General features: G+C 61.3%; 14 protein-coding genes. 1 reads left to right on the plus strand and 13 read right to left on the minus strand.

The features are described from left to right. Positions 1–2 precede the first annotated feature (2 nt). The 6 genes from VGG22_05795 to VGG22_05820 form a co-directional block, all read right to left on the minus strand. Complete coding sequence (locus VGG22_05795) at positions 3–194, minus strand: hypothetical protein (GenBank protein HEY1727861.1); 192 nt, start codon at positions 192–194, stop codon at positions 3–5. Beyond that, positions 191–754 (minus strand): ribosome recycling factor, encoded by a 564-nt coding sequence (gene frr, locus VGG22_05800; GenBank protein HEY1727862.1) that lies wholly within the window; start codon positions 752–754, stop codon positions 191–193. Before frr ends, VGG22_05795 begins: the two co-directional genes overlap by 4 nt. Continuing rightward, positions 738–1,481 carry a UMP kinase gene (gene pyrH / locus VGG22_05805; protein HEY1727863.1) on the minus strand — a complete coding sequence of 248 codons (744 nt, stop codon included), beginning with the start codon at positions 1,479–1,481 and terminating at the stop codon, positions 738–740. Before pyrH ends, frr begins: the two co-directional genes overlap by 17 nt. Before the next feature lie 16 nt (positions 1,482–1,497). Further along, positions 1,498–2,106 carry a translation elongation factor Ts gene (locus tag VGG22_05810; GenBank protein ID HEY1727864.1) on the minus strand — a complete coding sequence of 203 codons (609 nt, stop codon included), beginning with the start codon at positions 2,104–2,106 and terminating at the stop codon, positions 1,498–1,500. Between the two features lies 1 nt (position 2,107). Further along, positions 2,108–2,899 (minus strand): 30S ribosomal protein S2, encoded by a 792-nt coding sequence (gene rpsB, locus VGG22_05815; GenBank protein HEY1727865.1) that lies wholly within the window; start codon positions 2,897–2,899, stop codon positions 2,108–2,110. Between the two features lie 148 nt (positions 2,900–3,047). After that, the gene (locus VGG22_05820) at positions 3,048–4,817 is read right to left on the minus strand and encodes a glycosyltransferase family 2 protein (protein ID HEY1727866.1); all 1,770 of its coding nucleotides are present in this window, start codon (positions 4,815–4,817) and stop codon (positions 3,048–3,050) included. Between the two features lie 85 nt (positions 4,818–4,902). Between VGG22_05820 and VGG22_05825 the strand changes: the two genes are divergently transcribed. Beyond that, positions 4,903–6,039: a DegT/DnrJ/EryC1/StrS family aminotransferase gene (locus VGG22_05825; protein HEY1727867.1), complete on the plus strand. Its 1,137-nt coding sequence runs from the start codon at positions 4,903–4,905 to the stop codon at positions 6,037–6,039. Between the two features lie 3 nt (positions 6,040–6,042). Here the strand turns inward: VGG22_05825 and VGG22_05830 are convergent, their stop codons facing one another. From VGG22_05830 to VGG22_05860, 7 genes are read right to left on the minus strand one after another with little or no spacing between them, the layout of a single operon-like run. Continuing rightward, the gene (locus VGG22_05830; GenBank protein HEY1727868.1) at positions 6,043–6,741 is read right to left on the minus strand and encodes a hypothetical protein; all 699 of its coding nucleotides are present in this window, start codon (positions 6,739–6,741) and stop codon (positions 6,043–6,045) included. Positions 6,742–6,747: 6 nt separating this feature from the next. Then, positions 6,748–7,479 carry a CmcI family methyltransferase gene (locus tag VGG22_05835; protein HEY1727869.1) on the minus strand — a complete coding sequence of 244 codons (732 nt, stop codon included), beginning with the start codon at positions 7,477–7,479 and terminating at the stop codon, positions 6,748–6,750. After that, complete coding sequence (locus VGG22_05840; protein HEY1727870.1) at positions 7,479–8,306, minus strand: NAD-dependent epimerase/dehydratase family protein; 828 nt, start codon at positions 8,304–8,306, stop codon at positions 7,479–7,481. The genes VGG22_05835 and VGG22_05840 overlap by 1 nt, the downstream gene beginning before the upstream one ends. After that, entirely contained in the window at positions 8,303–10,063 is a 1,761-nt protein-coding gene (locus VGG22_05845; protein HEY1727871.1) for a glycosyltransferase, read from the minus strand. Before VGG22_05845 ends, VGG22_05840 begins: the two co-directional genes overlap by 4 nt. Then, the gene (locus tag VGG22_05850; GenBank protein HEY1727872.1) at positions 10,060–10,626 is read right to left on the minus strand and encodes a dTDP-4-dehydrorhamnose 3,5-epimerase family protein; all 567 of its coding nucleotides are present in this window, start codon (positions 10,624–10,626) and stop codon (positions 10,060–10,062) included. The genes VGG22_05845 and VGG22_05850 overlap by 4 nt, the downstream gene beginning before the upstream one ends. 18 nt (positions 10,627–10,644) lie before the next feature. Then, positions 10,645–11,409, minus strand: a complete 765-nt coding sequence (gene rfbF / locus VGG22_05855) for a glucose-1-phosphate cytidylyltransferase (GenBank protein HEY1727873.1) — start codon at positions 11,407–11,409, stop codon at positions 10,645–10,647. Positions 11,410–11,441: 32 nt separating this feature from the next. Then, a complete protein-coding gene (locus VGG22_05860; protein ID HEY1727874.1) occupies positions 11,442–12,089 on the minus strand; it encodes a hypothetical protein in 648 nt (215 codons plus the stop codon). Between the last annotated feature and the right edge of the window lie 51 nt (positions 12,090–12,140).

The raw sequence follows: 12,140 nt of genomic DNA on the forward strand, positions 1-12,140 counted from the left end.
GATTAGATCCTCTCGTATCCTTCGTAGCTGCACAACAACTCGGTGACGTCGGCGCGTTCCTTCACGCGCAGGACGCGCAACTTGCCCAAGCCGATCGCAGGATACGGTGGAAGCAACATGCGCAGCGAGACATTACGGCCGGCGAGCTGCGCGCGCGCTTCGACTTCCGGAACGAGGACGAGTTCGGAGCTCATACCTCCATGATCTCTTTTTCTTTTGCCGCTACCAGCGCATCGACGTCCTTGACGTATTTGTCGGTCATCTTCTGCAGCTGATCGCTTGCGCGTTTGTTCTCGTCTTCGGTGATTTTGTGATCTTTGAGCAGCGCCTTGACGGCGTCGACGCTCTTGTGCCGGATGCCGCGAATTGCGACTTTGCCTTCTTCGCCGCGCTTGTGCACGATCTTGACCAAATCTTTGCGGCGTTCTTCCGTGAGCGGTGGAAAGCTGAGCCGAACGTTTTGACCGTCGACGTTGGGATTGAGTCCCAGGTCGCTGGTCTCGATCGCCTTACGGATTCCCGCGACCGTCGATTTGTCGTATGCGCTGACGACCAGCGAACGTCCGTCCGGTGAGCTGACGCTTGCTACTTGTTTGAGCGGAACGGTCGCGCCGTAGGCTTCAACCTCGAGACGATCCAGCAATGCCGGCGAGGCGCGCCCGGTTCGAATCGCCGCAAAATCGTGGCGCGTTGATTCAACCGCTTTGCCCATGCGTGACTCACTGTCTTTGAAGACGTCATTGAGCATGCGCATACTCCTGGTTCGGCGTGGGGCGTCCGACGTACGTTCCGATCGGCTCGCCGAAAACGACACGGCGAATATTGCCCGGGACGTTCATATCGAAAACAACGATCGGAAGTCCGTTGTCCATGCAAAGCGTGAGCGCCGTGCTGTCCATGACTTCAAGCCCGAGCTGCAGCACTTGAAGATAATCGACGTGCGTGAAGCGTGTCGCGGTCGGATCCTTTTTCGGATCGGCGGTGTAGACGCCGTCGACTTTGGTTGCCTTGAGGATCGCTTGCGCGCCGACTTCGACGGCCCGCAATGCTGCGGTCGTATCGGTCGTGAAATACGGATTGCCCGTCCCCGCAGCGAAAATGACGACGCGTCCCTTCTCCAAGTGACGGATAGCCCGCCTGCGGATGTAAGGCTCCGCGATTTCGTGCATTGCAATTGCCGTCTGCACGCGCGAAGCGACATCGATACGTTCGAGCGCATCCTGGAGCGCGAGCGCATTAATAACGGTCGCGAGCATACCCATGTAGTCGGCCGTAGCGCGTTCCATCCCCGCGGCTTCGTGAGTCTTCCCGCGCCAAATATTCCCTCCGCCGACGACGACGGCGATCGAGATGCCTTCCTTATGGACAGCCTGGATCTGACGCGCCATACCGGCCGTCGTCTCGACATCGACGCTATGGTCGGCGCCGGCAAAGGCTTCGCCGGAGAGCTTGAGCAGGACGCGTCGGAAAACTGGTTCCACGGCGCCTACTCCGCCGCTACTCTTCGCCGAGGGCGAACCGCGCGAAGCGCCTGACGCGAACCTTCTCGCCCAAAACGCCCGAAACGCCGGCAACGAGCTCGCCGATCGTCACCTCGTCGTTCTTCACGAACTGCTGCTCGAGCAGACAATGTTCCTCGAACCACTTGCCCAGTTTCCCCTCGACGATCTTTTCCGCGACCGCCGCAGGCTTCCCGGGTGGGACGGTTTTCTCGAATTCCGCCCGTTGCTGCGCTACGATCTCGCCTGGAACGCTCTCGCGATCTAAGTACGACGGCTTCATCGCCGCGATATGCATCGCGACGTCGCGGCTGAGCTCGATGAAGCGCTCGTTGCGAGCCACGAAATCGGTCTCGCAATTGACCTCGACGAGGACGCCGATTTTGCCGCCAGCGTGAATGTAGCTCGCGACGCGCCCCTCATTGGCGACGCGTTCGGCTTTTTTCTCGGCGCGCGCGAGGCCTTGCTCCGTGAGCGCGAGTTTTGCCGCTTCATAATTGCCCGACGCTTTCACAAGGGCGTTGCGGCAATCGATCATTCCGCCGCCGGTTTCTTCGCGGAGACGTTTGATGTCGTCGGTGCTGGGCTTATAATCTGTGGTTTGCATGTTAGGGAGCGACCTCTTCGGTTTCGTAAGAGGTCGAATCGTAAGAACTTTCTGCTTCGGTGTGGCCTGCGATGATAGCGTCCGCGATCTTCGAGACCATCAGCTTGACGGCGCGAATGGCATCGTCGTTGCCGGGGATGAGATAGTCAACCTCGTCGGGGTCGCAATTGGTGTCAACAACCGCGATGATCGGAATCTTGAGCTTGCGGGCTTCGAGTACCGCGATGCGCTCTTTCTTGGGATCGACGACGAACAGGGCGTCAGGCAGACGGTGCATGTCTTTGATCCCACCCAAGAATCGCTCGAGCTTGTCGAGCTCGTCGGTGAGCTTCGCGACTTCTTTCTTAGGAAGCAGATCGAAGGTGCCTTGTTGACGCATCCCTTCGAGCTCGCGAAGGCGCGCGATACGCTTTTGAATCGTTGCGAAATTGGTAAGCGTGCCACCTAGCCAACGCTGATTGACGAAAAACGTTCCACAGCGCTCGGCCTCTTCTTTAACGGCGTCTTGCGCTTGCTTCTTGGTGCCGACGAACAGAATGACTTTGTTCGACGCGGCCATCCCTTTGACGACCTCGTAGACCTCGCGCACGCGCGCAATCGTCTTCGAGAGATCGATGATGTAGATGCCGTTACGCTCTTGGAAGATGTACGGCTTCATCTTGGGGTTCCAGCGTCGCGTCTGGTGACCGAAGTGCACGCCTGCTTCGAGCAGCTCGCGCATGGTGATGACCTGATTTCCGGCGGCGGCTTCGCTAGCTGGAATCGCCTGCTCGGCAGCCTCGAGGGTTTCCACTGGGATTGGGATCCTTTCTGGTCCATGGCGGGGGAGGACATCCTGTCGACCCGACCCGGGGGACCATAGCGCCCGGCCTCATGCCGGGCGAATTTGGGCAACCGCGACAGTATACTATGCCGCCGCCCCTCGGGACAATCGCTCGCGCTCAGATCGAGACGATCGAATCGCCCCCCTCGCCCGCGCGGAAGCCCGGCATATAGAAGGTCGGAAGAAAGAGATACTTCGTCCCGGCCTGCCGCTTGCGCACCACTTCCTCGAGGTTCCGGCGCGCTTGCTCGATCGCGGGACGTCCGGCAGCCGGGTACTTATCAAAGATGCGACGGAGCGAGCTGTGGGCTCTTTCGCCCACCATCGTCGCGGCAAAGCTGTCTGCGTCATCGTAGAGCACCCACGATGTCGTAAAGTGGTCCACGTGTACGAACAGGCTAACGAGCGACATCCGCAGCTGAATATCGTAATCGGCATAGCCCGTTTCGGGATCCCAAAGCCCGATTTGTTCATAGAGTTTCTTGCGCATCATGAACGACGTCGGATTGATCGATGTCGCAACGAGTGCGAACGTCGGGTCGAGCCCGTCGATATACACGGATCCATTGAATCCGATGTCGACGCGACTGCCCTCTGGTAAGCGTTTGGTGTAGTGCGCAATGCAGTTCGTATGCGCGACCAGAGCGCCGGTACGTTCGAGCGCATCCGTCAGACGCTCGACGTGATCCGGAAAGAACCGGTCGTCATCGGCACACGCACATATGTACTCCCCGTCGCATGCCTCGATACCAACGTTCATCGCGCGAATGTGCTTGACGTTCTCTTTCCGGTCGAGCAGCTTGATGTTCATGTGCGGAAATCGCGCGCAAACGCCGGCAACCGGCTCGCCGCCGTCGTTTACGACGACGGTCTGAATATTCGGATATGTCTGCGCCGCGACGGCCGCAAGCGCACCCTCGAGTTCAACTTGCCGGTTGTACGTGACGATAATCGCCGAAACGAGCGGTGCGCTCTTCGACCAATCGCTGACGCTGATCCGTAGCGGCGGCGGTTGCCCGATCTGTGCCCGCAACTCCGTCGGCCGTCCGCACGCGCGCAAAGCACCGGCATAGACGGAGCGCCACTGCGAAGGTTCGTAAACGACCGCGCCTCGGATCGCTTCGTGCGCGCCGCTGGTCGAAGCGACGAGCTGTGGAACGTTGCGTTGTGCAAACGCGAGTGCCGCTCCAGGATCCGAGAGCGACGCCGTCACGACCAACGCTGCACCGGAAAGAAGATCGCCGACGTGCGGATCTCCGGCGTCTAAATATTCGGCGCGCACACGCGGCGCGTCACCGCCTGCACAAACGACGAACACGTCGCCTCGCCACTCCTCGAACGCGAACGCGAGCAGCCCCGTCGCAGCAGCAGGGAGCTCAGGCGCCCAAATAACGACGCGCGGCTCGGCGGGCGTGACGGCCGAGAAATCGGGAATCCGTTCGGGCGACGCAAGTATCTCCGTGCACGTCCGGCGACGGCCGAACTGCGCGGCGAAGCGCTCGCGTTCGTTGCTCGACCAGAAAAGTTGTGCGCTTGCGAATTCCGCGAATTCACGCGCGAGGGCGGTCGTCGCGGCATCAAACGCCGTAAGTTGCGCAACCGGGGTTCCCGAGACAACGAGCGTCCCAGCGGCGAGGGCGTCGAACGCCGCACGCCGCTGATCGAGATCGGAAAACTGGGTTAGCAGCGAGGGTGAGACATCGAAGGCGAGGCGGGAACGCGGGTCCTCCCACAGCAGCATCCCGTAGAATAGGTCACCGCGCATTCGGCGCTCGACGAGCCGCGGGTAGGCCTCTTTTAGGTTGCCGACGTCGGCAAAGACGGCATCCAGGGTCGGGAAACGGGCGGCGACGCGAGAGGAGCGCTCGCCGAAGGCTTGGGCCGGCATCCCCTTAGGCTTCGTCCGGCATCGTACGCGGCCCCAGCACGGCCTAGGTCAAGGCTGCCGCGGGCCGACCGATAACCCCAAGTATATGGGCAATTACGAGATTCCGTATTGGCGAACGAAACTGCGCGCCGAGGAACGCGACGCTGTCGCAAGCGCGGTCGAGCAAGGCTGCCTTAGTATGGGCGCCATAACCGAGCGCTTCGAAGCCGCGCTTGCGGATTTCTTCGGCGTCCCCAGCGTCGTGTGTACGACCAGCGGAAGCTCAGCGCTCTTTCTGGCTTGCGCCGGACTTGGGCTCGGACCCGGAGACGAGGTCATACTACCGAACCGCACGTTCGTCGCGACGGCGCACGCCGTTATGCTCACCGGCGCCAGCGTTCGGCTCGTGGACGTTCGTTCGGATTGCACGATCATCGATGAAGACCAGATCGCCGCAGCGATCACACCACGCACGCGTGCAATCTGCGCGGTGCATCTCAACGGCAATCACGCCGACATGGAACGAATCCGCGCGATCGCCCGCAAAGAGGGGCTGGCCGTTTTCGAGGACGCCGCACAAGCGTTTGCCTCGCGTTCACCTCAAGGCTACTTGGGCACGCTTTCCGATGCCGGTTGTTTTTCGCTCGGCGTCACCAAGCTGATTACGACCGGCCAGGGTGGCCTCGTCATCGCGCACACACCGGAGCTGGCAGAGCGTCTTCGGCGTTTTCGCAGCCACGGGGTTTTCGACACGTTCGATGCGACCTACGAACGCTTCGGATTCAATCTCAAATATACCGACATGCAAGCCTCGGTCGGTCTCGTGCAGCTTGGTCGCGTAAGCGACAAGATCGAACGTCACAAGCGCTTCTACTCGGAATACACCGACGGACTCACGAGCATTCCGTTTATCCGCATGCTCGAGGTCGATCTGGCTGCGGGCAACGTCCCGCTGTGGGCTGAGGCGCTCGTTGCGGATCGCGAAAACGTCATCCGGTTGCTGGCAGAAAACGGAATTCAAGTCCGGCCATTCTTGCCGAACCTGAGTGAAGCAACGCATCTGAGCGCGCGCGACGAAGATTTCCCGAACTCGCGTCCATTCGCGCGGCACGGTATCTTCTTACCGTCCGGTCCGGATCTGCCGCCGAACGCCGTCGCACGAACGATCGAAGTTCTCCGTTCGATCGCGGGTAAGGTGCACGGAGAAGCGCCCGTGCTACCGCCGCGCCGCTGGGCGGCCTGAGGTCTATAAGTTCTTCTTCACGATCGCCGGGACGCCGGCGATCATCGTTCTCGGCGCTACGTCACGAATCACGACGGCGCCGGCAGCGACGATCGCGTGATGGCCGATTTTGATGCGATTGATGACGACCGCAGCCGTGTGTAGCTGCGCATAGCCTTCGATCAACACGTTTCCGGCTGTGACGACCGCGGGATCGAGCGTAACGCCTTCCTGCACGACGTTGTGGTGGTCGAGTTGGGTACCGATTCCCAAGATCACGCCGTCCGCGATCTCGGTCCGATATCCGATCGTCGCGCGCGCATGCGCGATCAGGTTGCAACCGACAACGGCATCCGGCAGCACGATGCAGCTCGGATGAATCGCATTCGGAAGCTCGACTCCGTCACGCTGCGCGCGCCGAATCTCCTGGACGCGACGTTCCTTGTCGGCAAGCGTGACGAGCGCTGACGTGATCCCGCGTTCGCGAATCGCTTGCGGCCAATCGCGTGCGCACAGCAACGGACGGCCTTTGAAAACTCCACCGGATGGAAAGTCGAAGATTCTTGCGGAACGATTGCGCGCCGCGACGGGATCGATCGCCGGCGGCTCGTCTTCGGGATGGACGAAGCACACGACCTCATATCCGCAGCTCGCGATCCACGAGTCGGCTTGACCGGCAGTTCCGTCTTCCCAACCGACGAACGCGATCGGCTTGAGCGTCATGTCCGCCTATCGCACCCGTCGAAGATAGCCGCCCGGACCATCGCTTAAAATCAATCGATCGCTGAGCGCGCGATCGACTTCGAAGGGCTGCCCGGCTGCCAGCCATTCATCCAGCGCCGTTTTTGGATTATGCTCCGGCGTCCACGGCCGCTGATAGGCTGAGTCCACGGGAAGATCGGCAACCGACGTTCCAAAGACCACGAGATAGCAGCCGGCACTCACCAAACCGGCGTAGAGCTCCAGCTCGCGCGCGACGTGTGCGTGCGCATGGTTCGAGTCGAGAACGACCATCACGCGCTCATGCTCTCGCGCGCGCTCGGCAACCGCTCGCGCGACCGATTCGTCGGTCGAGCTGCCTTTGATCAGCGAGATGCGCTTGGACATCGGATGCTCGAGCAGTGCGCGTTCGTTTTGGGGCCGCATCTCGATCTCGACCCCGAGGGTCTCGCCGCGTCCGCCGATCAGCTCGAGCTGTGAGGCGTAGAAGACGAGCGCACCTCCAAACGCAACGCCGGTTTCGATGACGAGCGTTGGACACGTATCCCAGATGATCTCACCGAGCGCGATGATATCTTGGGGCAACTGGATGATCGGAATGCCAAGCCATTCGAAATTCCGGTGATAGCCGTACGCAAAGGCTTTGGACATGAATCCGGCGCGGATTGCCTGCACGTCTTCATCGCGCGCCGAGGCGGCAATCAAGTCCGCGTCGCGCGGAATCGGAAATCGATTCGACATCAGCGAGCGTTCCTGGCGAGTTCGGCCTCGGCAAACCTTGTGACCAGCTCGGCGATCGAATCTTCGACGCGCAGACGCGGCGGATCGAATTCTTGCGAAAGTCTTTGGATGTCGATCCGAGGCGTCACAATCGTCGGAGAGCCGGGCTCGATTTCGATCCGCGCGCCGTTCGTTGCGGCGATCGCATCAAGAATCGCTCCGTTCGTCGTGTTCTCTCCCCGCGCGATGTTATAGATGCGATACTTTCCCGAGCGTGCGATCTGCGCGATCAGACGTGCGACGTCGATGGCGTTGACGTAATCTTTCGAAGATTCACGGCTCGTGCGCACGCGAACGACGCCCTCTCGCACGGCCCCGCGCAATACGTCGCTCAGAAAGAGCCCGGAGCGGAAGTGCGGTCCGGCCAGATTCGACGCGCGGACAAGGCGAACGCGCGGATCGTCGATTCCCAAAACGAGCGTCTCGCCGGCGATCTTCGAGTGTTTGTACGTCGCGCCGCGCGCCGCGGGCTCGATCCACAGCGTTGCGTCTTCGCGCGTCGATCCAGCACCGTCGTAAACGCGCGTCGATGAAATGTACGTGAACGATTCCCGCACGCCCGATTCGAGGGCGCGCCGTGCGCGTTCGACGTGAATCTCGTACGATTCGAGATGGCGCTCGTCTCCGCCCCAGGCAACGCCCGACGCGTAGATCACGTGTCCGCGATCGCCGGTGGCTGATTCGTCGCTCCGCCGCTCGATGACGTTGTCGCCGCGCGCACGGAGGTGCGCGACGATCGCAGAGCCCAGAAAACCCCGGGCACCGATAACCGTGAACGTATCGCTCATACCGAGACGGCGACGACGCTGCGGCCGGCGAGATTCGCGTACAGCCCAACCAAATCCGCGGGCGTCAAAAAGCTCGCCGCATCACGCGCAAAAAGGTTGCCGAGGTTAGCCTCATGCGCGCGCCGGCGCTCCGCAATACCGTCGCTCGAGGAGGGATGCGCCTCATAGACGGTTGCCAGCGCCTTTGGATACGAAGCGAACCGTTTGGCAAGCTCTTGTCGCGACAACCCGAGGGCGACGTGCTCGACAAAGGTTCGTTCACCGCTCGACGCCCAACCCGATGGGGCGAGCGTTCGCAGCATCATCTCCCATTCGGCGAGGATGCCGTACCGGCCGCGAAAGACCATCGTGTTGTCGAGCAATTCGCGCGCAAAGAGCACGGAGCCCAGGGGCATGCACGGCGCGATCTCGAGATCCTGCGAGCTCGGACGCTCGGGCAGCGCTTCATCACTGTGCGCAACCGGTCGCGCATACATCGTCGAATGAAAATACTCGTCGCATACGAGGCGCGTCGCAGAGCTGGCCGCCAACTTGCCGTCAAGAGTCAGCGCGAGGAGTGACTGTAAATGCGTCGGATCGAACTCGTCGTCTTCATCCAGAAACGCGACGAAATCACCGCTTATCAGCATGCATCCCGTTTCACGTGCCGATGCGGGCCCTAAGCGATCGTAGGTTCGCGCAAAGCGGATATGGTTCGAGAGCGGCAGCATCCGCAGGAACGATTCGACGTCCGCTCCGGCGTCTTGCACGACGATTGCTTCCCAATTCGGATATGACTGCGCCTGGAGTGACCCGAGAGCTCGCCGCAGCGAAACGATTCGGCCGCTGCTCGTAACGATCACGCTGATCTTCGGCTCGCGGATGGGGCTGCGCTGCGAGCGCAACTCATCCAACCGATGGGCAAACGATTGCGCTCGCGGCTCGAGCTCTACGAAAAGATCGGGATTGGTCTCGCGCAGGCGCGCCAAACGGTCACCGACGAGCATCCGCATGCGTTTCTCGAATCCGCGGAACCGCGGTGCATTCTCGGTCGTCGCGTAGCGTTCGCCGATTTCGAGCGATTCGCGGAGCTCGTCGCCCGAATGTGTGTACGCCGCGGCTGACCGCTGAGCGGCGTGTTGGCGCACCCCAGCCACCGGTACCGGCGTGTAGGCGAACTGCTCGCCACCGTGCGCCAAACGCATGCAGATCTCCCAATCCGACGCGATGTCGAGCGTGGCATCAAACAATCCATATCGCTCGAGGACCGCTTTACGAAACAGGATCGTCGGCAAACACATGTAGCACGTCATGAACAACCAGGCGAATTCGTTTCGCCCCTCGGCATAGCGGGCCGCGACCTGCCCGTAGACGTTGCGCACCGAATGCGGGACGCCGGTCTCTTCCGCGAAGTATGAATTGCCGTACACGAACGCCGTCTGGGGGTATGCTTGCGCGAGCGCGACTAAGCGCGAGGTATGCCCCGGGAGCAGGAAGTCGTCGGCGGAAAGCATCGTGACGAACTCGCCGCGCGCCAACGTTATCCCGTTGTTGATGTTCGGGGTCAGGCCGATGTTGCGAGGATTCACGTGCACGCGCACGCGCGCATCGTTCGCGTACGCCGCGAGCACCCGGGACGTCTCGTCTTTCGATGCATTGTCGCTGACGACGACTTCAATATTCGGATAGTCCTGGGCGAGCACGCTGTCGACCGCAGTCTTGATATAGCGTCCATAGTTGTAGGACGGGATGACCACCGAAACGAGCGGGGCGCTCACACTTGCTCCAAGCCGTAAGTTTCCACCAAGAACTCGCGCAGCAGCGGTGCGCTTGCATCGGATCCACTCAGGAGCGGCGAACGAATCGGCCACGCGATGCTCAATTCCGGATCGTCCCAGCGGACCGAGCGCGCGGCGTCGGGCGCATAGCGGCTACTCATCGCGTAGAGGACATCGGTTCCATCCTGCAGCGCTTGATATCCATGCGCGCAGCCGGGCGGAATGAAGAGCGCATCGCCGTTCTCCGCATTGAGCTCGATGGCGAACGACGTGCGATATGACGCCGAGTCCGGCCGCACGTCGAAGATGGCATCGAAAATGCTACCGCGCACACAGCGGATGTATTTGGCTTCGGCGTGAGGCGCGATCTGCAGATGCATACCGCGCAGAATTCCTCGCCGCATGTTTCGCGCCAAGCTTTGCTGTACGAACTCCGCCGTCACGAGGCCGGCCGATGTAAACTCGTCGACGCAAAATGTGCGCGCGAAGAAACCCCGGTCGTCGGCGTGCCGTTCCAGCTTCACCACGTACGCGCCGAGAATGGGGGTTGCCTCGAAGATCACGCCGTCACCAACGCCCCGTCACCAACGTCGCCATGGCGCACCCTTCGCCCAAAAGTCCTCGAGTGTCTGTTTGTCGCGGATCGTGTCGAGTGGTTGCCAAAAGCCGGCATGGCGATAGACGCCGACCTTTCCGCTGCGAGCCAATCGCTCGAGCGGTTCGCGTTCCCAGATCGTGTCGTCGCCGGCGATCTCATCGAGCGCTCGCGGCTCGATCACGAAGAAACCGCCGTTGACCCATGCGCCGTCGCCGCGCGGCTTCTCGTGAAAACCAGCGACGTGCTCGCCCATCAATTCCAACGCGCCGAACCGACCGGGCGGCTGCACTGCCGTGAGCGTCACGAGCGCGCCGCTCTTACGGTGCGACGCGATCACGGCCGAAATGTCGACGTCACTCACGCCGTCACCGTACGTGCAGCAAAATGTCTGATCCGCGACGTACGGACGGCAGCGTTTGATTCGCCCGCCCGTCATCGACTCGACTCCGGTATCGACGAGCGTGACTTGCCATGGCTCGGCGTCGCTGCGGTGGACCGTCATCGAGTTGCGCGCGATGTCGAGCGTCAGGTCGGCCGTATGCAGATAGTAGTTCGCGAAGTACTCTTTGATGAGGTACCCCTTGTAACCAAGCGCAACGACGAACTCCGTAATGCCGTGGACACCGTACATCTTCATGATGTGCCACAGCAGCGGCTTTCCACCGATCTCGATCATCGGTTTCGGACGCACGCCGGTTTCCTCGCTGATGCGCGTGCCAAAGCCACCGGCTAAGATGACGGCTTTCACAACCCAGCTATCGGCCGGTGCACGCGAATGGCTTAGCCAAAATACAGGGCGCTGACGTCCCTTTTCGCGTCCTTGACCGTGAGATCGGGTGAGGCACCGGCCACGACGCTGCCCGAAGGGACCCTCTCGCCGCGGACGGTCGTGTTGGCTGCGACCGTGACGTTGCTGCCGATCGACGCTTTTCCTATGACGACCGACCCGCCGTACAGGACGACGCGCTCTCCAAAAGTCGGAATCTCGCCGCGATCCATGCCGACGGTCACGTTCTGCGCGGCGACGAGATAATTGCCGTAGTTGGCCTTGCCGAGCATTGTCCCGACCGTATGCATCAGGACGAACACCTCCGGCAAGATCGTGTCGTACATGATCACGATCCCGTTGAGCGCTTTATTCAGAAGGAAGAGCTTGCTCGCAAGCGGTTCGTTCTCGCGCTCGGACCATGCTGCATGTGCCGCAAAGTAGAGGAACGACGCATACTGGTCGCCGTGCAAATGCGAAAAGACCGGTTGCCCGTCCCGCCTGTAGCCCGGTAAGACGATGTGCGCGAACGCTTGTTCAACACGCACGAGGGCGCGGCGAACGACATCCCTCACCTCGACCACGCGGCCGTCGGGGAACATCCCGTTCAGCTGAGCCTCGAGATAAGTAGCCAGCTGGTCCGTTGCAAGACTCGTGTGCAAGGACTCTCCTTTCCCCATCCGCCAGGACGCCTTGGCGCAGTGCCGATACTC

Source organism: Candidatus Baltobacteraceae bacterium (genome assembly GCA_036489885.1).
Taxonomy (GTDB): Bacteria; Vulcanimicrobiota; Vulcanimicrobiia; order Vulcanimicrobiales; family Vulcanimicrobiaceae; genus JAFAMS01.